Origin of the sequence: Pseudomonas sp. TH37 (assembly GCF_016650735.1) — a bacterium.
GTDB lineage: Bacteria > Pseudomonadota > Gammaproteobacteria > Pseudomonadales > Pseudomonadaceae > Aquipseudomonas > Aquipseudomonas farris.
This window is the reverse complement of record NZ_JAEKFD010000003.1, coordinates 343,020-366,216: the sequence shown is the minus strand read 5'-3', so window position 1 is coordinate 366,216 and position 23,197 is coordinate 343,020. Positions and strand designations below refer to the sequence as shown.

Sequence of the window (23,197 nt, the reverse complement as noted above, 5' to 3'; positions counted from 1 at the left end):
GGCGGTATGTCGAATAGGGCGCAGGCCAAACGACTAGGCTGTGTAAGACGGTTTACCCCTCTGCGCGGATCGACTTTCGCCAAAGCATGCAGGAGAAATCACCATGAACATTCAGAATCATCCGGTCGTGTCCCGAGAAGATTGGCTCGCCGCCCGCAAACAACACCTGGCCCACGAAAAAGCCTTCACCAAGGAACGAGACAAACTCAGCGCCGAACGCCGCGCCCTGCCCTGGGTAAAAATCGACAAACCCTACCGCTTCCAGGGCCCCAAAGGCGAACTGAGCCTGGCCGACCTGTTCGGCGGCCGTAGCCAATTGATTGTCTACCACTTCATGTTCGCCGCTGGCTGGGACGAAGGCTGCCCAGGTTGCTCGTTCCTGTCCGACCATATCGACGGCGCCAACCAACACCTGGCCCACCATGACGTGGCCGTGGTCGCGGTTTCCCACGCACCGTTCGCCGAGTTCCAATCCTTCAAACAGCGCATGGGCTGGAAATTCGACTGGGTGTCGTCTGAAGGCTGCGATTTCAATTATGACTTTGGCGTATCAGCCCGAGCCGAAGACGTCGCCGCGGGAAAAGCTACCTACAACTACGAAAAAACTGACGGCGCCGAGGAAGAACTCCCAGGGCTTAGCGTGTTTTATCGCAATGAAGCGGGGGAGATTTTCCACACCTATTCAACTTATGCCCGAGGTTTGGACCTGCTGGTCGGCGCCTACAACTATCTCGACCTCATGCCTAAGGGCCGTAATGAAGAGGAAATCATGGATTGGGTGAGGCATCACGACCGGTATGAGGACAAGGCACCGGGCAGTTGCTGTCATGGAGGATAGACCGCAGCCATCGCGAGTATTGGCTCGGGTTGAACACAACACCCGTGAACACCACAAATCCCCTGTGGGAGCGAGCCTGCTCGCGATGACTGACTAACATTCAACATTGATGACGACTGATACACCGCTATCGCGATCAAGCTCGCTCCCAGAAGGTTATATGGTGTTCTGTAGGTTGCGTCCGGTTGACTGACTACAACTGCGGCAAATGCCCTACATCAACCTCGGAATCTGGCACCTTGCACCGCTGGAATGATGAAGCTTATAGTCAGCCCGTCGCCCAAAAGGCGACCGGGTTTGGCGACCCGACCACAGAGAGTCCTTATCAATGACAAGAGACTCCATCCATGGATAGATACATGCCCCTCACCGGAATCGACCTGATCCCGGCTTCCCTGCTCATCGACACACAAGCCCCACTCGACGTCCTGCAAGCCATGGCCGACTACCGAATCCGCACCGTCACTCAGGTACTGGAAAACATCGCCTTTCGCGCCGAGATCGGTTGCGACACGGTGGTGCTTTCCGACTTTTCAAAACTGCTGGCCATACCGTTGCGGGATGGTTGTGATTTGATGGATGTAATTGGCAGACGGCTGCGGGCGCAGGCTGCGGAGTGAAATGAAAACGGGCGACCTGAAGGTCGCCCGTTTTCATACAGTGCATTCAAGTAAATCAATGCCATTTACCAACCAGAACAACTTCCCGTATCAAACCTACTTCGTATTCGACACATAAGGATCAATACCAGCCTGTATCAACCGCTTTTGTAAAGCGACCAACATTTTCGTCGCGGCTTCGGTACTCAGCGAAGCTTCCCGGGCTTCCTGCTCTGATATTTCATCCTCGCGCATAGCAACCTGATGTGATCCGGCATCGTATCGTACGAAAAATCGATCCCCGCGAGCCCATATCTCCATGTCACTGAACTGAAAAATTTTCTTGTCCATATCCCACCTTTACCGAAAAACATTAGAAACGGTGTAGCCTCCTGGCTGCACAGGATTTATCACAGCTTCTGGCAAACCTCCAGGACTAGTAAATCCACCGGGTCTCCAAAAATCGTTTGCACCAAACTCATTACCTGATGGAATGCGATATCCATCGACTTTTGTAATATTCACCAAGACCGGATTGTTACCAAGATACCCTTTATCAAGCCCCAGATATTGTTCTAACTTCGAGACATCCCCGTTTGCGCGCGATATCGCATCTTGCGCAACACTCTTAGGCAATACCCAAGTTTCAGTCCTACCAATGGTCCCGGTAGGTGCGGAGGGCTGAACACGAACAACACCTTCGTCAAACATTTTAGCGTGCATATCTCTATACGCTTGAGAAAGATATGTATCAGGAAGAGGTCGCGAGCCTTTTTCGATTGACAAAATCTTCTTAACAATATCTCGGCTTAACGTTTCAGCCGTGATTGGAGGCGGGACATATATCGGCACATCCGAATCCGGCATCAGATCTTGCAGCTTGTTGATCTTAGTTTTGACGACGTTGATATCAACCGACGCGCCGATTTTTTTGACGGTGTTGACCGAAACGTCGATCCCCATTCTCGAAAGAGTCAGCGCGCTGTTGGCGGAACTGCTCCCCCCGCCAATCATGAGCTGTACTACAAGCGCCAGCGCCTGCCCCATTTGATTGCCAAGATTTTCTGCGTTGGCGTCGCCGCCTTCGACGATCGCCTTTCCAATCTGGTCAATTTGGGACTTGAACGCAGCGGCTATTGCGTCACCCAACAGCGCCTTGGCCTCATCGGAAGATGCAAACTCCTTGACGGCTTCCCAACTCTGAACTGGGTCGGTCAAGAACGTGACTGCGCTATCCAAGGTTCCTAAACCCGCTCCAGCCATCCCGTCCGTGAAGCCTTTGAGGACCCCCGAACCAGTCAATACATCCTGCCGTAGAGAAGTGATCTGCCACTTTGTAGCGATCGCCAATTTCTTGAGCAAATTAGGTTCAGCATCAATTTCTTTCTTTGCCTGAACGTACTGCTGCGTCGCCAACCAGTTGTTATCAACGTTCGCGGTAGCCGCGTTGTTGGCAGTCGCCGCGCCGTTCGGGTTGCTCATGGCCGCAATACCGGCCACCAGGCTGGTGATGATGTTGCGTTTGGCTTCTCGCTCTACTGCGGTTTCGTTCGGATCGGAATCGGCGAACAGACCCGCCAACACGCTGGCGGCAGAACCACCCAAGGCACCGGCTGAGCAGCTCTGGTTACTGGCGGCAGCGCCAGCACATCCAAGAATTGCATGCAGGGCTGCGTGCTCAGGGCTACCTTCCTTCAGGCCCTTTTTCACCAGTTCGCCGATGTACGCCGAGCCTTGCTGCTGGACGTAGTTGACCACCATGTTTTGCGCGAACTGGGCGCCACTGCCGGCCACATTTCCGCTGATCCCGGCGACCAGGGCTGTTGCGATTTGCCGGTAAGTGCCGCCGGCTCCCCAGTTATCGCCGACCTCCTTGATCTGCTGATTGAGCTGCAGGTAGTTCTCGTGGTGGGCTATCCGCTCCGCGATAGGCAATGTCTCATTATTAGCAGCAGCCTTTTCCTTATTGGCCTGCTCCTTCATCTGGTCGATTTCTCGCGCACGACTCTCAATGTACTGAGAAACGTTCTGCACGAACTTGCCAACAATCTCAAAATCCACGCCGATTTCTTGTGCATCGAAGATCGGTTTGAGTTTGTTACTGCCATCACGATCGCTGGAGACATCGGTATTGATCGCGGCAATTGCCTGCTCTGCCGTCTGCCCGGTCACCTCCTGTTGTTTGACCGTATTGGTGATGGTGACCGCTGCGCCGCTGATCCCGCTGTGGGTGATGCTGCTGGAACTGTCACCGGCATACAACACGACCGGAGTGGAAACACTAAACCCACCTTTACTCGGCACCTTCGGTCCATTTGGGTTGGCCGTGGCGCTGGCATTGCCTTTTGCATCACGGCCTATGTCACCGCCGTAACCCCCGCTCAGGTTAATGCTGGTGGCGTCGTACTCAGCTTTGTTCTTGATGTCGGAGCTGGTGAGTGTTCCGGTGCTCAGGGTGTTTTTTCCATCGGCTACCGCTTTGTCGGTACTGGCGATGACCGCTCCCTTGAGGTCGGTATTGCCGGTGACCTCTACCTGAAATCCGCCATTACCCGCCTTGATGCCCGATTGCTCGCTGACACTGGCGTACTCGCTGTGCATATTCTGCGAAGACACGCCGCCACTGATACTGCTCATGCCAGCACAGATCGGCGGAACACAGATACTGACGCCGACGTTCGCGCTCGATTGTTTAGAGGTGTAGGTGCTGGTGTCCTGCAGGCTCTCGATGTTCAGATCGCCGCCCACCTTGACCTTCACCAGGTCAGCGGAGACGACCCCACCTTTGATGTTGGTATCCCCACCACTTTCCAGGTTGACGCTTTTACCGCCCTTGATATGGGTGTTGGTCTGAGTGACGTCGTCGCCATCAGCATTACCGCGTCCCGCATTGGCCGCCAGCTCGAACGAGATGCCGTTTTGCGCCCCACCAAAGCCGATCCCGATCCCGGCACTCCAGCCGCTGTTGCTGTTGGTACTTTCCTGATGCGCCGTGTTTTGCGCCGACAGCAGGTTAATTTCACCGTCAGCCTTCAAGCTGACATCGCCGCCGCCCTCGATCCGGCTGCCGACTACGTTGATATCGCTGTTCGCACCATCACCAGTGGCAACGACCTTGACGTTACCGCCCGCCACTACATCGCTGCCCACTACATTGCGACCGCTTTGGCTGCTTTCACTATGACTGCGGCTGTCACTGAGATTGACGCTAATCTTGATCCCGGTTTTCGGGCTCTCCATCAATGCCTGACCGGCATCCATAGCCTGCTTTGCACTCATGGCTGCGTTCACGGCTGCCAGTGCAAGCATTCGCCCGTCATTGGTTTTCTGCGCCGCTTCGCCCATCTGCTGAATGCCACGCAACGCGTCAAGCAGCGGAATGCTCACCGTTCCGCCGATGGCCGTACGGCTGGTACTGGCCGTTTTGGTGGATTCCATGGTGTCGAAACCGGCCTCGATATCGACATGCTTGGCGGTGATGCCGATATCACCCTGAGGCGTGACTAACTGGCTGGCGGTCTGGGTGTAATGGTCACCCGCCGTGAGGCTGATATTGCCGCCCAGCGACGCGATCTGGCTGCCCGACTGGCGGGTAGAGGTGTATTGATCGGCTTCTTTCTGCTTGACGATCCCTGTCGCACCCTGCCACCAGGAGCCTATTTCACCGACTTTTTTACTGCCGGATTTTGAGCTCGAAGTCTCGGTATTTTCAGCGCTAGTGATCTCTAGATTGCGACCGGCATCAATGCCGATGTTTTTGTCGGCCACCAGCGTACTGCCCTCAACAACAGTGTCACGGCCACTCTTGATTTGAATGCTGCCGCCACTGATATCACTGCCAATGCTTTGGGTTGAGGTCGTTTTCCCTTGTTGCGATTTTTGTGTGGAAGACAGCAAACCCGTGAACGTTGCACTGGCCTTGCTGGAGCTTTTCGCCTGTTCGGTTGTTTGAGTTTCCTCGCCCGCACCAATCAATACGTCGTTGCCGGCGGTGAGTTTCACCGCCTCTTCAGCACGCAGTGCAGCGGCCGTCAGCGAGATGTCGTTGTCGGCTTTCAGCTCGATGTTTTTTGCGACCAGCTCAGTACTGTTCAAGCGGGTCTGCGTGACTTCCGAGCTGCTGGACTTGCTGGAGGACCATCCCTTTTTAGACGATGCGTTAGCCTGGCTTGCGTAGTCTTCGGCGGCATCAAGATTGATGTCGCGGCCTGCGGTAGCGAGCAATGTCCCATCGCTGTTCAGCTTGGCGCCTGTGGCGTTGAAATCCTGCCCGGCAGAGATCACCAGCTTATTCCCTGCCTCGACACTCGAACTTACAGACATGACGCTGTCGGTTTCGGTCATCGTCGACTTTTTCTTGCCGAATGAACCCTTCTTGGTTTTCGAGTAATAGGAGTAATCGACGTTATCCGCTGTTTCCAGGTTCACATCATCGCCAGCAAACAAATAGGCCTCATCCCCCGCACTCACCCGGCTGGCAATCAGATCCAGATCCTTGCCAGCGCTGAGGGTAATATTGCCCCCGGCATTGACCGTGCTAGACACCTGACTGACATGATCTTCCTGACTGGTAACCTTCTTACTCTTGCTATACGAGTGCTGCTCATCCGCCGCCGAGGCCAGAGTCAGATCGCCAACAGCGCTCATGTTCACATCGCGTTTGGCGTCGATCTGACTGGCGATAGCGGTGATATCCCGTCCGGCATTGACCTTAAGGTCCTGCCCTACATCAATGTCTGAGCCATATTGAGTGATGGTCTGATCACGATGCCGACCGCGCTCACCACTGACGATCTGTTCGGCTGAAGTGAGGTTGACGTCGCGACCGGCAGTGATCGTGGTATCAGCACCGCTTTTCAGCACGCCGCCAACGTTGTTGATATCGCGTCCGGCGTTGAGGGTGAGCGTGTTTCCGGCTTCGATGCGGGCGGCGTTGTCGACGAAGTCAGTGCGTTCGTTGCGATAGCCGCTGCCGCTTTCGTGAGTGGTGACGGTGCGTTCGTTGATCACGTCGCCACGGGTGGCAGTCAACGTGACGTCACGGCCGGCGATGATGCCACCGGCCTTGTTGACCAGGTTGTTGCCGGCTTTCAGGTCGAGGCGATTGCCGGCTTCCACCAGGCCGCTGTTGACCAGGTCGTTGGTGGCGGTGGCCGACAGGTTGTTGGAGGCGCGCAAGGTGCCGGCGTTGTTCAGGTCTTTGCCGGCGATCAGGGTCACGTCGCTGCCCTGGATCAGGGCGCCATTGGCGGCCAGGCGGTTGTTGGCGTTGGCCAGGTACAGCACCGGCACCAGCACTTGCTCGCCGTTCACTTCGGCGTTTTCCATCCAGACAATGTCGTGGGTCAGGGCCGCGACTTGCTCGGAGGTCAGGCTGACGCCCAGCGACAGGTTGAGCTCCGTTTTGCTGGCGATGGCATTGTCCATCAGGTATTTGAACAGCGTGTCGTTGGAGGTCTGCCCATCGATGAAGCGCTGGCCGGTACGGGCAACCACGGCCTGTTGGATCAGGGTTTGTTCATAGAAACCGTCACCCAGGCGCTTGGCACTTTGATCGGCGTCGTAACCCAGGTTCGACAGCAGGTAATCCGAGCTCATGAATTGCTTGAGGTTGGTGAGCACCGGGTTGGTTTCGATCAGGTATTTCTGGGGTTTGGACTGACCACTGCTGGCCGGCAACCCTTGGACACGATTGACTGTAAAGGCCGTGGAACGACCAGGCAGCGTCGAGCCGGTTGAATTGGCAGCCGGCGCGCTGACGTCGATCGCGCTGGCACCGACGCCCACGTTCAACGTCTGATGATCCACCGGGTTCAGGTTAACGCTGCTGGCGGAGGCCTGAGCGTTGCTGCCCAGTAGAATGTCCCGTGGCTGGACGCTGGGCAGCGATTGTTGACGCTGGGTCGGGGTAACGCTGGCGCCGCCCATGGTCCAGCTTTGTGGAGCGCTGGCCACTGGCGTGCTGCTGTCTTGTCCGCTCAGGCGGAACAAGCCGTTTTGCCCGGTGGGCAGGCTGAAGCCAGGCAAGGTCAGCGGGTTGACTTGCTGCTGGGCCAGGTTGGGCGGCAGTTGTTGATTGACGGTGATACGGGTGGAGAACTGGCTGCCCGAAGCGTTGGTGCCGGTGCGCGGACCACTGCCCACGTAGGTGTAACCAGGGCGTACGACGCTGTTGTCGATGTTGTTCTGGGCGTTGATGTTGACCGCGCCCGCGGCCTGGATCACGGCGGCGTAGCTTTGGTCGCTGGAGGCAAGTTTTTCGGTCGTGCGAAGGTGCGTAGTCTCCCCTTCGGTCGTGCCAATAAAGTTGGCCATTGCGGCCTCAAGACCGCCCAGGTCATTGGCGTCGTAGCCCCCGCTTTCGTACCAGTACTTGTTAGTAAAGGCACTCGCCGCGTTAAACCACCCACCTGGACTCCGGGTTCGCTCGGATTGAAATACTCGGGTGGTTTCGGTTTCGCCGGTCTCGATACCGCTGTTGGTCAGATTGACCAGCGAAGCGCTCAGATTGCCGCCGGTGGCGATGGTGCTACTCTGGTTCAGCAGGTCGCCACCGGTCAGGCTCAGGTCCCCACCCGCCGTGATGCTGGACGCGGCACTGGCCTCGGTGACCTCAAACTTATCGCGCTGCACGATTTTCCAGGCATAGTGCTGCTTGCCGCTGCAGTCGGCGTTGTTCAAAATCGCGCAGTCGGTGTTGGTAATGGAGGCGGTGTAGATGCCTTGGTTGTTGGTTGTCAGTACTGCGCGCACGTTCTGAATTGTGCTCGCCGCCAGGCTCATGGTGCCGTCGCTTTGAATCGACGCCGAACTGTTGACGATGCTGGCGGCCTGGGCGCCTTGCCCATTACGATCAATCGTGAGATTGCCCAGGCTGTAGATGTTGGCGTAGCTGTTGTTCAACGCGTTGACCCGCAGGCTCATGTCGCCGCCACTGAAAATCAGCCCACGATTGTTGACCAGCGACCCGGTAGTGACAGTCAGTTTTTGAGCGCCGGCCAACGTCCCAAAGTTGCTGATCCCGCCAGCGTTAACCGTCAGGTTGGCGGCCGAGGTCAGCCGACCGGCATTGTCCAGCTGGCCGCTGACATTGAGTGTGGTGTCGCTACCGCCGGCGATGCTCGAAGTGACGCTATTGAGGCTCACTTGCGCGGCGTTCAGGCCAAGAGTCCCTTGGCTGCTGAGGCGACCACTGCCCCAGTAAGCACCGCTCAGCCCCACGTTCAGGCTGCCATCACTGGCAATCAACCCTTCGTTGAACCAATTGACACCCGTGCCGACAAGGCTGTCCGAGGCCAGCAACTGACCGCTCGCCGTCTGGGTGAAACTATTGACATTAACGGTCAGGCGCCCAGCCTGGATGACATTACTGTTGGTCCAGCTGTCGGCATTAAGGGTCAGGCCGCCACGGGTGACGATGGTGCCGCCCGCGCCGGTGACGTTGGCGGTGGAAATGTCGAAGGTGCCGTTGCCCACGTGCAGCAGACTGCCGCCACCGTTGAGAAAGCTGCCCACTGCCAATGTCAGGTCGGTGTTGGCGCTTTCCAACGTGCCGTTGCGGTTGTCGAACAGGCCACCGATCTGGAAGCTGGTTTTGCCACTTGTACCGAGGGCGCGCAGTTGGCCGGTCTGGTTGTCGAGGCTGGCAGCCTTGATCGACAGGGTGCTGTCGCTCTCGATGATGCCCAGTCGATTGTTCAGGGCGCCGCTGAGGTTGAGGTCGATCTGTTGACCGGCGATCTGGCCGTCATTGTCGCCACTGTTGTCAAAGTTGTTGCCGGTGACGTTGACCTTGCCTTTGGCGTAGAGGCCGCCGTTGCGGTTGTCGAAGTTGCCGGTGACGATGATCGCGTCGCCGCTTTGCGCAGCGATACGCCCGCCGTAGTTGTCGATGCCGGCCAGCGCAGTCAGGTTCAGGCGCTGGGCCTGGGTGACGCCGCTGCGGCGGTTGTTGTTCAGGTCATACCCGTTTTTCAGCACGCCGCTCAGGTTTGCCGTGAACGCTGCTTGCAGGCTGGCGAGCACGCCGCCGCGGTTATCGAGGTTGGTGGCCTTTATGGACAGGTCACCGTCTTTGGCGACGATGCGGCCGCTCTGGTTGTCGATATCGCCGCCGATCGTGAGGTTCAAAGCCCCCTGGCTTTGCAGGGTGCCCTTGGCGTTGGCGAGGCTGGTGGCCTGGATTTGCAGGTCGCCATTCTGGCTGTAGATCTGGCCGTCGGCGCTGTTTTGCAGCGTACCGGCCGTGTTGATGGTCAGTAGATCGTTGGCCGCGATGGTGCCGAGATTACGGTTGTCCAGGCCACCGGTGAGCAGGGTCATCAAGCCTTGGCTGGCGAGTTGGCCGCCCTGGTTATTGATGTGTGTGGTGCGTTGCACCCGCAGCGGACCGGCGCTGGCCAGTTTGCCGTTGGTGTTGGTCAAGGCGCCGAGCAGGTCCAGGGTCACGGCAGCGTTGCCGATCAGATTGCCACCGGTGTTATCCAGTGTGGTGCCAGTAAAACTGAGGTCCTGTTTTGCGTTGACCGTGCCGCCGGCGTTACCCAGGGTCATGGCCTGCATGGCCAGGGTTGCACCGCTGTCGATCAAACCGCCTTGGTTGTTCAGCAGACCGCTGATAGTCAGGGTCTGGGCGCCGCCACTGGAGAGGATGCCGCCGTTGCTGTTGTCCACGCTTGCCGCGTTGACGCTCAGGGTTTTCTGGCCGACCAGCGCACCTTCGCCGCTGTTGAGAAGTGCACCGCTGACACTGACGGCCACATCAGCGTCGTGACTCGACAGCGTGCCTTTGTTGCGGTTGTCCAGGCTGTTGCTGGTGAGGCTCAGACCTTGCCAGCCGGAAAACAGACCACCTTGGTTGAGTACCGTGTCGGCGTTGACCGTCAGCAGGTTGCTGCTGATCAGTTTGCCGCCGCTGTTATCCAGCGCACGGGAAGTCAGGTCGAGGCTTTGGCTGCTGGAGATTTCGCCGTTCTGGTTATTCAGGTCGCGCAGGTGCTGGAGGCTCAGCAAGCCCGCTGTGGTGATCAGGCCGCCGCTGTTGTTCAGGTCCCCGGTGGCCGCCCCGAAATCGATGGCAATGGCGCTGCCCAGCAAAGAACCGTTCTGATTATTCAGGCCACTGCTGTTGATCGTCAGGCCGGTGGTGGCGTTGATCAGCCCCAGGTTCTGGTTAGTCAACAGCCCGTCGAGGTTCAGGTCGAGGTTGGCACGGCTGGTCAGCGTACCGCCGCTGTTGTCCAGGCTGGCGGCTTTGATGTCGAGTGCCGCGGCGGCGATCAGACCTTTGAGGTTGGTCAGCGCCTGATCGATGCGCAGGGTCAGGTTCTGATTGCTCAGCAGTTTGCCGTTGCTATTATTGTTCAGGCTACGAGCGGCGAGAGTGAAAGCCCCGGCGCTGGAAATCTCACCGCCGTCGTTGTTGATGTCGGTGAGGTTTTTGAGCATCAGCAAGGGCGCGCTGATCAGGCCATTCTGGTTGTTCAGTTGGCCATTGTTCATATCCAGCGCCAGGGACGTGTTGCTGAACAGTTGCCCCCCTTGCTGATCCAGGCCAGTGACGCTGGCAGTCAACGCACCAACACTGGCAATGCGGCCGCCGTTTTGGTTTGTCAGTTGGGTGGCCGTCAGGTCCAGGCTAGCGCCGCTGTTCAAGCGACCGGTGTGGCTGTTATCCAGTGCACCGGTGTTGACGACCACTGCGCCCTTGGCGCTGATGCTGCCGTTGTTGCGGTTATCCAGGCTGGCGCTGTTGAGTGTGATGCCCGCGTCAGTAACGATTTCGCCGCCCTGATTGAGTACAGCGCCGGTAGTAGTCAACGTCAGCGGCCCGGCCGCGAAAACGCTGCCCAGGGTGTTGGTCAGGCTGACGGCCGTGACCCCGAGCGTACCTTCAGCGCTGAGCAGGCCCTTGCTGTTGTTCAGATCACCCGTGAGATCGAGCGTCAGGTTTTTCTGACTCAACAGAGAGCCGTCACTGTTATCGAAATCGCGGCCGGTCAGTGTGAGATCGGCCTTGCCCGAGAGCAGGCCTTTGGCGCGGTTGAGCACCTGATCAACCGTCAGCGCCAATGTGCCTTCGGCGAATACCTGGCCGCCATCGCTGTTGTCCAGACGGTTACCCACCAGGGTCACATCTGACTTGCTCGACAACTCGCCACCGCGGTTGTCGACCGATTCGACGTTCAGTTGCAGGGCGTTGGTCGCACCGACCAAGCCACCAAACCGGTTATCGAGGCTGATGCCCGTCAGGGTGAGCCCACCGGTTGCGATCAATTGACCGCCCTGGTTGTTCAGGGTCTCAACGCTGGCCGTGACATCAGTTTTACCGGCGATCTGGCCACGGGTGTTGTCCAGGCTATCGGCGCTGATGTGCACGTCACCGTCAGCGATGAACGTACCGTCCTGATTGACGAGCTGACCGTCGACCGTCACCCCAAGGGTACCGCGACTGCTGATCAAGCCGCCGGTGTTGTCCAGACGAGCGCTGTGCACCTCCAGTGTCTGTGAGGCAATCAGGCCCTTGATGCTGGTGAGCAGTTGATCGATGTGCAGCGTCAAACCCTGATTGCTGATCAACTTGCCGTTGCTGTTATCCAGGTTCTGCGCGGCCAGTGTGAAGGCCTGGGCGCTGGAGATTTCACCGTTCTGGTTGTTGACGTCCTTGAGGTTTTTCAACATCAGCAACGGCGCGTTGATCAGCCCGTTCTGGTTGTTCAGTTGGCCCTGATTCAAGTCCAGGCTCAGGGACGTTTTGCTGAACAGCTGACCGCCCTGCTGATCGAAACCGGTGACACTGGCGGTCAGGGCCTTGTCGCTGGCGATTCGGCTGGCAACACCGTTGCTGACTTGGGTCGCAGTCAGCTCGAGCGTATCGCCGCTGATCAACTGCCCACCCTGAGTGTTGTCGAACGTACCGGTCGTAACGCTGGTCGCGTTTTTGCCGCTGATCAGGCCGTTCTGGCTGTTGTTCAGGCTTGCGCTTTTGAGGGTCAGGCCGCTGTCGGTGGTGATCGAACCGCCCTGATTGTTCAACACTCCCGTCGTCGTCACCGCCAGTGCGCCGGCGCTCGACAAGCTGCCGCGAGCGCTATCGAGACTGGCCGCGTTGACCGTCAGCATCCCTTCACTGCTGATCAGGCCTTCAATGTTGCTCAAGGCATTATCGAGACGAATATCCAGCCCAAGCTGAGTGACAAGGCTGCCACCGCTGTTGTCCAGGCTCTGCCCTGTAACCGTCGTGGCGCCCTTGCCGAACAACAGCCCCTGGGTCTGGTTGATGATCTGCGCCACTTTCAGGCCCAGCTCGGTGCCGGCCAGGATCTTGCCGTTGTCACTGTTGTTCAGGCTTTGGCCTTCGATGGCCACATCAACGGCGCTGGAGATTTCGCCGCCGCGATTGTCCACCTCATCGACGTTGAGTTTCAGCGCTTTTGTCGCGCCTACCAGACCGCCGTTGCGGTTATCGAGCCCCTTGCCATTGAGGGTCAACATCCCTTGGGCGACCAGTTCGCCGCCCTGGTTGGTGAATTGTGCAACCTTGGCCGTCAGATCGGTTTGGCTGGAGATGCGACCGCCGCTGTTGTCGACGCTGGCCGCCTCCAGTTGCACCGGACCCGCCGCGCTGAGCAAGCCGCCGCGGTTATCCAGATGCGTGCCATTGAAGTTGATGGCGGCCTGGCTGTTGAGCAGACCTAGCTGGCGGTTATCGAGTTGTCCAACGGTCAGTTGCAGGTCTTTGCCAGCGCGTACTTTACCGGTGCGGTTGTCCAGCGAATCGCTGCGCAGGGTCAGCCGATCCTTGCCGGTCAGGCTGCCATTGCGGTTGTCGAGACTGCCGGTCTGAAGGTCGACCACGCCTTTGGCGCTCAGGTCGCCGTTCTGGTTGTCGAACAGGCCATTGATACGGGCGGTGAGACTGCCATCGCTGACCAGACTGCCGTCATGGCTGTTATCCAGACTGGCGGCGCTGAGGCTCACGCTCTGGCCGGACCCCAGCACACCGTTCTGGTTATTCAGCGCACCGATCAAACCGATGTTCAGTGCAACGTCGCCCGTCACCTGGCCGTCACTGTTGTCCAGCGTCGTCGCGGTGATGCTGGTGTTGCCTGCGCTGGAGACTTCGCCATCGTGGTTGTTCAGGTGGCCGAGATTCGCCGTGAGGTTGCCATTGCTGGTGATCACCCCCTGGTTATTCAACGCCTGCGCGGCATTGACCGTCAGGTTGCGGCTGGCGATAACGCTTTTGCCGGTGTTGTTGAGGTTCTGCGCGTTCAGGCTCACATCGCCCGTGGCGTTGCGGCTGGTGTCGGCGTTGACTCCGGCTTCGATGATGCCGTTGTTGGTCAGCACTCCGCCGGCGCTCAGCGCGATGCTGTCCCGGGCCGCGAGGGTTTGCTGGTTGGTCAGGTTGCCTTGGGTTTGCATGTTCAGCGCCGTGCCGGCGTAGACCGGGCCACGCGCATCGAGGCTTGCGGCTTTGACATTGACTGCGCCGTTCGTGGCCGAGGTGTCGACCAGGCTCAAGTGGCCATTGGCATCGAGCTGAATATCGCCACCGCTGGCGATCAGTTGGCCGTCGAGTTTCACTCCGACCCCGGCCTCGGTGCCCACCAGTTTGATCGCCCCGGCGTACATACCGCCGAGGGCCGAGGAATCGATGGCCAGTTGTGGTTTGGCGCTGCCGTCATCGGCACGAGCGGTGGCGTTGAGGCTGTCGGCGTTGACATCGTTGCGACCGGCGACGATGGTCAGGTTTTTCGCCTGAATCTCGGCGTTGATCTTGGCGCTACGGGTGATGATTTCGAAGCGGTCGACGTTGTTGGCATTCAGCCCGGCGCCGTCGATGGCAACGCTGCCCTGATCGACCTGGAAGCGATCCAGCCGACCGTTGTCCAGCACCGGTTTGCCGGTGGTCAACGTCACGCGCGGGGTGTTGATGAAGCCGCAGCCGTTGCAGCTGATGCCATAAGGGTTGGCGACGATCACCCGCGCCGACTGCCCCGCCACTTCGGTGTAACCGCGCAACTGACTCGGGCTGCCGCCGACCACTTCGTTGAGGATGGTTTGTGCCGCGACCCGGTTGGTCAGGTTCGGGTTGCCGATAATGATCCCGCCCAATTGCGTCGCGCCGGTCTGGTTGGCGACGTTGTTGAGGATCACGCCCTGGGTGCCGACGTTGTAATCGTGAAACTGGTTATGCGACAGGCCGCTGCCGTTGGGCGTGGCGATTTGGATAATCGGTACACCGTTGCCCGCCTGACCGAGACTGGTACCCGGCGTAGCCACGACAATCCCGTCGGCCTGCGCCCACATCGGTTGCCAGAACATGACGTTGGCCAACAGGAACGCCAAACCGCGCTTGGGCATGCCCCAGAAGTGTTCTCGGGCTTTCAGATCCGCAGAGGGCTGGCGAGCGAGAAAAGCGTGGTGGCGAACATCCATGTCGGTAGTCTCGAAGAGGCGTAATTAGAGGAAGAAATCCACGCGGAAATAGATCGGCGCTTCACGCTCGGTCAGGGTGTCCGGGCGTTCCAGGGAATGGGCAAAGGTCACGCTGGCGGCCAGGTGCTGCCCCCGGGCAAACAGCTCCACCGAGTTGCTCGACATGCGCCCGTGCTGATCGCCGTTGTAGCGATCGCCACGGATCACGCCCTGGTCGTAGCCGAGGCTGGTGCCGTATTCGGCGAACACCGGGCGCAGCCATTCCAGGGTCACCGGGCGACTCCAGCGCAGGTCGTTGCGCCAGTAGCCGCCGCTGTCCCCGGACAAGGATTGATCCTTGTAACCACGGATCGACGACTGCCCGCCGAGGCTGGTGCGTTGCGGGCTGAACAGCACGTCTTCACTGCGCTGGCCGGTCATCAGGCTGCTGAAACTGAAGGACTCGCCCCACAGCTTGAACGGTTGCAGGTAGCTCGCGGTGGCGGTGTATTTGCGGTAACGCGCGTCCGGCTCGCCGGGGCCCGGGTGACCGTTGCCCTGAGCGTCGAACGCACCGATGCCTTCCTGCATGCCCAGGTCGAGGTTGACGAAGGCACTGCCAATCCGTCGACCGTGGTTGATGCCGAACTGTGCTTCGCTGATGCGGTTGCTGCTCAGCTTGAGTTTGCTGTCTTCGATGAAGTTGTTGGTGCGCAGGTACGAGACACCGGTGCTGAGGGAGGTCTTGCTCAGGGCGTCGCGATGGATCACCCGCTCGGCACGCAGCTGATGGTTTTCGCTGTCGCCGGTCTGCTTGAAATTGAAACCGTTGGCCTGCGCTTGCGAGCGGTACTCGCTCTGGCTGTAGGTGTAACTGAAATTCCACCAGCCCCACGGCACGCTGTAATTGAGCATCGCGTTGTTGGAGGTGTGCTGGTGATCGGTCATCGCATCGTGACCACCGCGCAGCATCAACTGATCAGCCAAACCGAGCGGGCTGTCCCAATCAAACGTCGTGCCCCACTGCTGCTCGCCGGTGCTGCGCTGGCCGTCATTACTGCGCGACAACCCGGCACGCCACGGCTTCTGCGGGGTGTTCTTGACCAGCACTTCGCTGCCGCCAACGTTCTTGCCCGGCGACAATTCCATCTGCGCCTGATTCGACGGCAAGCGGTTCAGCTGATCCACCATCTGCTCGATTTCCCGCAGATTGACCAGGTCACCGCTCTTGCCCGGGAAAGCCATGCCCAGTTCACGGTCCGACAGCTTGCTGCCCTCCGCGCCCTTCAACCCTTCGAGCCTGCCCTCGACCACCAGCACCTTCAGATGCCCGCCGGACAAATCCTGCTGCGGCAAATAGGCCCGGCTAGTGACCAGGCCTTTTTCGATGTAGTAATCGGTGATGACTTTCAGCAGCTCGTTGAGCTGCGTGACACCCAGGCACTGACCGATATAAGGCTTGAGCAGACGATTTTTATCGCTGTCCGAGAGACTGTCGGCGCCTTTGAGCTCGATGTCCTTGATGGGGAAACAACGGGCATCGGCCGGGGCCGTCGGTTGCGTGGGTTTGGCCTCCTTGCCGGGTAATTCCTTGAGTTCTTCGAGACGCCGACGCTGCTCTTCGAGCAAGCGATCCTGACGTTCGCGGATCAGATCGGTTTCACCGGGAGTGGGAGCGGCATGAGCAAGATTTAGCGGAGAAAGGCACAGCAAAGCCAGGCACAACCTCGCCACGAGGGCGGGTGGGTACATGTTCGATCCCTCGAAATGGAGGTTGATAGCATAATAGTGGCGCGATATTAGATGGCCACTATTCTGGCGTCAATGAATGGATCCATTTGGGGGTGGGGTCGATGGACGGTAGAGGGGTGTTGCGTTCGCCTTTTGATTAGGCATTTCGTTGGAGGAGATGGTCATGTGCCTGGAGGGTGTAGCCGGATTCACCTCCCCATGAATGCACAACGCGCCGGAGTGCGGCGCGTTGTGGGGGTCAGATCAACACCAGGCGATCAACGGTTTTGTACGCGCTCGATGGCCGTGTCATACACCGGGTTGGCCTTCTGCGCCTTGGCTAACTGGTAATGACGCAGGGCGTCGGGGAACTGACCGGCCGCTTCATAGATACGGGCAATGTTGTAGTAGGAACCGGCACGTACGGTGGCGGCCGAATTGCCGCTGGCCAGGGCAATGGCCTTGCGGTTGGCCCAGATCGACTCGGCGGTGTTACCGGCCTTCTGATACGCCAGGCCCAGGTTGCCGTAGGCCTGACCGTAGCTGTTATTCAGATCGATCGCCTGACGGAAGAAGTCGATTGCCAGCGGCAGGTTACCGGTTTTGTAGGCCGCTTCGCCTTTGGTGTTCAGGCCTTTCGCATCGGCCTGTGCCGAAGCGCTGACCGCCACCGCCGTCAGGGCAACGCTGTCATCCAGCAACGGCGACACTTCGTTCAACACGTTTGCCGCATTGACCCTGGCACCCGTAATGCTGTTGATGTCCTGGAAGTCGCCATTGCCGGTCATGCGGAACACGGTCCACAGGTTGCCGCTGCGGTTCTGCGGCACGTAGTAGGTGCGCACCAGTGACTGGCCCATGTACACGAACACCTTGGCCTGGCTGTTGGAGAGATCGCGCGAACCCGACTCGCTGCCATTGCTGAAATCATGCACGGCGTAGACGTAACTTTCGCCGAAGTGCTTCTTCTCCAGGGTGATGGTTTCCGGGCCATAGCTGGTGGTGTCGTCGACATCCAGATTGGCATCATCACCCTGCCGTTTTTGGAAATAGATGTTGTTGCCGGGGAAGATCATGTGGGAGTCGAGGTCCGACGGGGTCGCCCCCCAAGTCAGCACCACGCGCAGACCGTCGAGGTTCTGCATTACCGGGCTGATGGCATAGGTCATGCCCTTGCACGGGCACTTGACCACCAGATTGGAGTAGCCGGGCTTCTTGATGATCAACAGGTTGCCGGCATCATCGGCAAACTCGGTGGTCAGGCTGACCTGGCCCTGAGCATTGGTGCGACCCACCACGTTTTGCGCGCCGTTGCGCTGCAATAGCAGCTCGGCGTCGGCGATCTTCTGGTCCTTGACCACCGCACTCAGCACTTCGATCGGCAGTTGCTCGGCCTGCACCGAAAACGCCGCCGCCCACAACGACAACACCGAAGCCACGCAAAAAAACCGCATACTTAATTCCTTTAAGTGAAAGTAACGGACATAGCGAAATGTCCTACAGATTTTGGCGCGAACCATACACAGTTTTTGCGTCGGGTGCCCGACAATTGCATAGGAAATTTGTTCACTAAGGGAATCGCTGAAAAAACCAGGGAAGTGCGTAGGAGCAAGGATTAACAACAAGTAAAAACCCCTAGTAAAAATGGGGAAACCACGTTTCCTATCTAAGGAATAGAATTTTTTTTCGGTCTGCCCGGGCATCCCCGCCGAGCTCGTCGCCCAATCATAGCTTCGACTTCGGCAGTAAATCGCGGACCACCAAGCACATAGTTGCCATTGGTGGCAGCCCGAATCTGGTCAACCAATCCTATCTCCAACTCGCTTCTAAAAAGCTCGCGATAGACTTCAGTAGTCGATATATGTGTGTCCCCAAGCGATAGGTACTGAGCATGCGGGGTAATGAGGTGCGAAAATTCTGATTGGGCGTTAGCACGATAACTCGACCAACGATATTCCGCAGGATGCGTCACCATTTTGGCTCTGACAGGATTCATCTCAATGTAGCGATAACAAGCCAATACATAACTATCACTTTGAACAAGGCACGACCGGAAGCGTCCCTCCCATAAAGTCCCACTACGTCCATATGTACGATTTATGTATTGCACATATCGCTGCCCTATTCCTTTCATAAGCGAACTGGCACTGTTTTTCTCATGAGGGCTAATCAACAAATGGACATGATTAGTCATAAGACACCACGCATGAATTTCACATGCATTTTTGTTGGCCTGTTCAGCAAGCAGCTCTAAATAAAAAAGGTAATCATCCTCTGAAAAAAAGCAAACTGATCTATTGTTTCCTCGTTGAATCAGATGCAAGGGAACACCTGGCATCAAGACACGTGCTCTGCGTGGCATATGGTGAATCCGTTCACAATTAATGATGCCAAAAGCTTAGTCAATCCTACGAAAAAACAATGCCCCTATCTATTGCACACTATTTCAGATCGTTAAAGTGCGATACAGAAGAAACGTGGTCTGTCCCCGTTATCTAATCATCTGTCATATCCCTCCAAGCAAACAAAGACGACAGATTTATTTTCTGACATCGAGTCGTTCACTGATTTCTTTAGCCAGCGCCTCCACAACCAGTTTTGGGCCTTCGATCGTCAACCCCATGTATGTCTCGGACTCAATGGTGATCACTTCCTCACCTATTTTAACGCGTGCCGTATCAAGTTCCTGAGATCCACCAACGCCCCAGGAACTGCCCGCGCCTACAGCGCCTCGCGATAAAAGCACCGACACCAAAGCGGCCCTCAACACATCATCGTATTCATCCCCAAGCCGGATGCTGATGCTTTCTGTACTGATCATTTAAAATCCTGGGTCCTTACCGATTGCACGGTTTGCCTGAAGAGAAAAATGGACGGATTTATTTATTCACCCGACCATTGCAGATTTGTTTAAGCCACTTTCTAACCCTTTCGCTCTTTCGTGGGCTCTCTCACTCAAAAGCCTGATTGGCTATTTCGGCCTTCAGGAACATGCGGGCACGTTCAGCTACTTCCTCCCACAGAGAGAAACTCAGTATTGTTTTTTTCTGTCCGGTATAAAAAATGAATTCGATGGCCTGCTCTCGTGAGATGCCAATTTCCATGAACGGATCATTTTCTCCCTTGAAGTAAACGCATAGATAAGGGAAATCGCTATTGATATCCCCCACCTTTTCGAACTCAAGCTGTTTTTTCACGTCTGGTTTCTCGATGAAGGGACTGCTCTGAGAGTCGCTGCCTGGCTCGGTCATGCAAACATACCCTGCGGCCCTCGGAAGCTGAACTTTTCACACCCTTCGCCCCTCAACCGGATAACCCGCCTTAACCGGAAACTGAGGCTCAATCTATGAAAACCCTGCTAAAAATCACCTTCGCCGCCACCCTCGCCTGTGCCCTCCCCGTTTGGGCCTGCCCTCCCGATGTAGCCACCGCCAAGCGCGAACAATTGGCCAAAGAAGTTGCCAAGATCACTGAGCAGAACCCGGCCAAGGCCAAGGAGATCAATGATGAGTTGCAGAAGATGGACCTGGAGACGGCCAGCAAGGATTTGCCGGACAAGTGCCAGTTGATCGATCAGCGTCTCAAGGAGTTGCAGTCGGCGGAGAAGAAAGCCGAGAGTTAAAGGGCAAGATCAAAAGATCGCAGCCTTCGGCAGCTCCTACACGGGTTTCTGCGATTTTTTGACGTAAAAAAACCCGGACATTGTCCGGGTTTTTTATTGGATCGCTACCGCGCTTTATTCAGCAGCCGGTGCTTCCGGCTTGCGGCGCTTGAGCGGGGCCATGCCGTCCTTGCTGACCAGCGACAGGGCGTCGGTCTTCGGACGGTTGGCGATCTTGCGCTTGGTCGGGGCCTTGGCGCCGGTTTTCTTCTTGTCGCCTTTGGCGTCGACCTTTTTCTTCTTCACGCCAACGGCTTTGCCCGAGGCCTTGACCTTTTTCGGTCCGCCGTAGGTGCCTTTGACTTCCTTGATGGTGCGGCGCTCGAAGCTCTGCTTGAGGTAGCGCTCGACGCTCGACATCAGGTTCCAGTCGCCATGGCAGATCAGCGAGATGGCCAGACCATCGTTGCCGGCGCGACCGGTACGACCGATGCGGTGAACGTATTCGTCGCCGCTGCGCGGCATGTCGAAGTTGATCACCAGGTCCAGGCCTTCCACGTCCAGGCCACGGGCTGCGACGTCGGTGGCCACGAGGATCTTCACGCCGCCCTGCTTCAGACGGTCGATGGCCAGTTTGCGGTCTTTCTGGTCCTTGTCACCGTGCAGCACGAACGCTTTGTATTCCTGCGCCACCAGACGGCCGTAGATACGGTCGGCCATGGCCCGGGTGTTGGTGAACACGATGGCCTTCTGATAGGTCTCGTTGGCCAGCAGCCAGTTCACGATCTGTTCTTTGTGCTGATTGTGGTCGGCGGTGATGATCTGCTGACGAGTGGTGGCGTTCAGATCGCTGACGTTGTTCAGCTGCAGGTGTTCAGGGTTGTTCAGGACCTTGGCGACCATCTCGCGCAGGCCCGAACCGCCGGTGGTGGCGGAGAACAGCATGGTCTGCTGACGGTTGGTGCACTCTTCCACCAGACGCTGCACGTCTTCGGCAAAGCCCATGTCGAGCATGCGGTCGGCTTCGTCGAGCACCAGCACTTCGACTTCTTTGAGGTCGAGGTTGCCGGCGTTCAGTTGCTCGATCATCCGGCCCGGCGTACCGATCAGGATGTCCGGCACCTTGCGCAGCATGGCGGCCTGGACCTTGAAGTCTTCACCGCCGGTGATCAAGCCGGACTTGATGAAGGTGAACTGAGCGAAGCGCTCGACTTCCTTGATGGTCTGCTGGGCCAGCTCGCGGGTCGGCAGCAGGATCAGGGTCTTGATGCTGACGCGGACTTTAGCCGGGCCGATCAAGCGGTTGAGGATCGGCAAAACGAATGCAGCGGTTTTGCCGCTACCGGTTTGCGCTGTCACCCGCAGGTCACGCCCTTGGAGCGCCAGCGGGATAGCCGCTGCTTGCACAGGCGTTGGCTCGACAAATTTAAGCTCGGCCACGGCTTTGAGCAGGCGTTCGTGCAGGGCGAATTGGGAAAACACGGGTGCTACCTCGAAGAAATACAAAAAAACAGCTGCATAGGGTAACGGTTTCGAGCGCGAAGGCCGAGTTTCTTTATACAAACGGCTGCAAACAGTGGTTTTTTTGTTGCCTGATTTGTCCCCAAACGTCATCCGGAACGTCTTAAATGCTCTAATCGCTCCGTCGCGTCCTACAGAAGAACCGTTTTCACCCATGGATATCAAACAGCTCTGGCTCAACGCCCAAGACCTCTGGGGTGCTCTCGATCAGCATCCGCTCCTGCATTCCACGCTCGCGCTGATGTTGCTGCTAGTCGTGGCGCTGGTGCTCGGACGAGTGGCGCGTTACCTCATTCTTCATGCGACCAAAATCCTCGGTCGCCAGCCGTCGTTGCACTGGATCACTGATTTTCGCCACAACAAAGTGTTTCATCGCCTGGCGCAGATGACGCCCTCGCTGGTGATCCAGTTCGGCCTGCACCTGGTGCCGGAGTTGGGCAAGACCAGCCTGAACTTCCTCGGCAATGTGGCGCTGGCGTTCACCATTCTGTTCCTGGTGCTGGCCGTCAGCGCATTGCTCAATGCCCTGTTGGACATCTATGCCCGCACCGAACACGCCCGCACCCGCTCGATCAAGGGCTATGTGCAACTGGCGAAAATGGTGTTGTTCGTGTTTGGCGCGATCATCATCGTCGCCACGCTGATCGACCGTTCGCCGCTGTTGCTGCTGTCGGGTCTGGGCGCCATGTCGGCGGTGATTCTGTTGGTCTACAAAGACACCCTGCTGTCATTCGTCGCCAGTGTGCAACTGACCAGCAACGACATGCTGCGGGTCGGCGACTGGATCGAAATGCCGCAAGTCGGTGCGGACGGTGACGTGGTGGACATCACCTTGCACACCGTCAAGGTGCAGAATTTCGACAAGACCATTGTGTCGATCCCAACCTGGCGCCTGATGTCCGAGTCGTTCAAGAACTGGCGCGGCATGCAGCAGTCCGGCGGGCGCCGGATAAAGCGCAGCCTGTTCATCGATGCCAGCGGCGTGCGGTTTATTCGCGATGACGAAGAGCTGAAGTTGGCCCAGGTGCATCTGCTGACCGACTACATGAGCCGCAAGAAAGCCGAGCTCAAGGCCTGGAACGAAGCTCAGGGCAACGTCGCGGCGATGTCGGCCAATCGTCGACGGATGACCAACATCGGCACCTTCCGCGCTTATGCGCTGGCGTATCTGAAGAGTCACCCGGAGATTCAGCCGAACATGACCTGCATGGTTCGCCAGATGCAGACCACCGCTCAAGGTATCCCGCTGGAAATCTACTGCTTCACCCGCACCACCGCGTGGACTGATTACGAGCGGATTCAGGGGGATATTTTCGATTACCTGCTGGCGGTGCTGCCGGAGTTTGGTTTGAGCCTTTATCAGCAGCCGAGCGGTGGTGATCTGCGGTCGGGGTTGCTCCCGGCGGTGCTCGGCGCAAGCCACATTCCCGAACCCGAAAAACACATCATGTAGCACCGCCTCTAACCTGTGGGAGCTGTCTTGCC

The 23,197-nt window shown here is 57.8% G+C and carries 12 protein-coding genes; 4 read left to right on the top strand and 8 right to left on the bottom strand.

The features are described from left to right. Positions 1–103 precede the first annotated feature (103 nt). Both JFU11_RS10895 and JFU11_RS10890 read left to right on the top strand, forming a co-directional pair. Positions 104–838, top strand: a complete 735-nt coding sequence (locus JFU11_RS10895; RefSeq protein WP_201060603.1) for a thioredoxin family protein — start codon at positions 104–106, stop codon at positions 836–838. A 347-nt stretch (positions 839–1,185) separates the two neighbouring features. Further along, positions 1,186–1,458, top strand: coding sequence for a hypothetical protein (locus JFU11_RS10890; RefSeq protein WP_008076699.1), 273 nt, complete (start codon positions 1,186–1,188; stop codon positions 1,456–1,458). A gap of 96 nt (positions 1,459–1,554) precedes the next feature. Here JFU11_RS10890 and JFU11_RS10885 read toward each other — a convergent pair whose 3' ends face one another. The 7 genes from JFU11_RS10885 to JFU11_RS10855 all read right to left on the bottom strand — a co-directional run bounded on the left by JFU11_RS10885 (position 1,555) and on the right by JFU11_RS10855 (position 19,841). Further along, positions 1,555–1,788, bottom strand: a complete 234-nt coding sequence (locus tag JFU11_RS10885; protein WP_201060602.1) for a hypothetical protein — start codon at positions 1,786–1,788, stop codon at positions 1,555–1,557. 9 nt (positions 1,789–1,797) lie between these two features. Next, the gene (locus tag JFU11_RS10880) at positions 1,798–14,880 is read right to left on the bottom strand and encodes a hemagglutinin repeat-containing protein (RefSeq protein ID WP_201060601.1); all 13,083 of its coding nucleotides are present in this window, start codon (positions 14,878–14,880) and stop codon (positions 1,798–1,800) included. A 24-nt stretch (positions 14,881–14,904) separates the two neighbouring features. Continuing rightward, positions 14,905–16,611 carry a ShlB/FhaC/HecB family hemolysin secretion/activation protein gene (locus JFU11_RS10875; protein WP_201060600.1) on the bottom strand — a complete coding sequence of 569 codons (1,707 nt, stop codon included), beginning with the start codon at positions 16,609–16,611 and terminating at the stop codon, positions 14,905–14,907. Between the two features lie 257 nt (positions 16,612–16,868). Further along, on the bottom strand, positions 16,869–18,044 hold the full coding sequence (locus JFU11_RS10870) for a tetratricopeptide repeat protein (protein WP_201060599.1): 1,176 nt from the start codon (positions 18,042–18,044) through the stop codon (positions 16,869–16,871). Between the two features lie 212 nt (positions 18,045–18,256). Continuing rightward, positions 18,257–18,913 (bottom strand): transposase, encoded by a 657-nt coding sequence (locus JFU11_RS10865; protein WP_201060598.1) that lies wholly within the window; start codon positions 18,911–18,913, stop codon positions 18,257–18,259. Between the two features lie 216 nt (positions 18,914–19,129). Next, complete coding sequence (locus JFU11_RS10860; protein ID WP_201060597.1) at positions 19,130–19,411, bottom strand: hypothetical protein; 282 nt, start codon at positions 19,409–19,411, stop codon at positions 19,130–19,132. Between the two features lie 130 nt (positions 19,412–19,541). Beyond that, complete coding sequence (locus JFU11_RS10855) at positions 19,542–19,841, bottom strand: hypothetical protein (RefSeq protein ID WP_201060596.1); 300 nt, start codon at positions 19,839–19,841, stop codon at positions 19,542–19,544. Positions 19,842–19,936: 95 nt separating this feature from the next. On the opposite strand from JFU11_RS10855, the gene JFU11_RS10850 reads away from it, so the two are divergent. Beyond that, positions 19,937–20,212: a hypothetical protein gene (locus JFU11_RS10850; protein WP_201060595.1), complete on the top strand. Its 276-nt coding sequence runs from the start codon at positions 19,937–19,939 to the stop codon at positions 20,210–20,212. A gap of 114 nt (positions 20,213–20,326) precedes the next feature. Here JFU11_RS10850 and JFU11_RS10845 read toward each other — a convergent pair whose 3' ends face one another. Continuing rightward, positions 20,327–21,673, bottom strand: coding sequence for a DEAD/DEAH box helicase (locus JFU11_RS10845; RefSeq protein ID WP_008153197.1), 1,347 nt, complete (start codon positions 21,671–21,673; stop codon positions 20,327–20,329). A gap of 193 nt (positions 21,674–21,866) precedes the next feature. Here JFU11_RS10845 and JFU11_RS10840 point away from each other — a divergent pair, with 193 nt between their 5' ends. After that, positions 21,867–23,165 carry a mechanosensitive ion channel family protein gene (locus JFU11_RS10840; RefSeq protein ID WP_201060593.1) on the top strand — a complete coding sequence of 433 codons (1,299 nt, stop codon included), beginning with the start codon at positions 21,867–21,869 and terminating at the stop codon, positions 23,163–23,165. Positions 23,166–23,197: the final 32 nt, after the last annotated feature.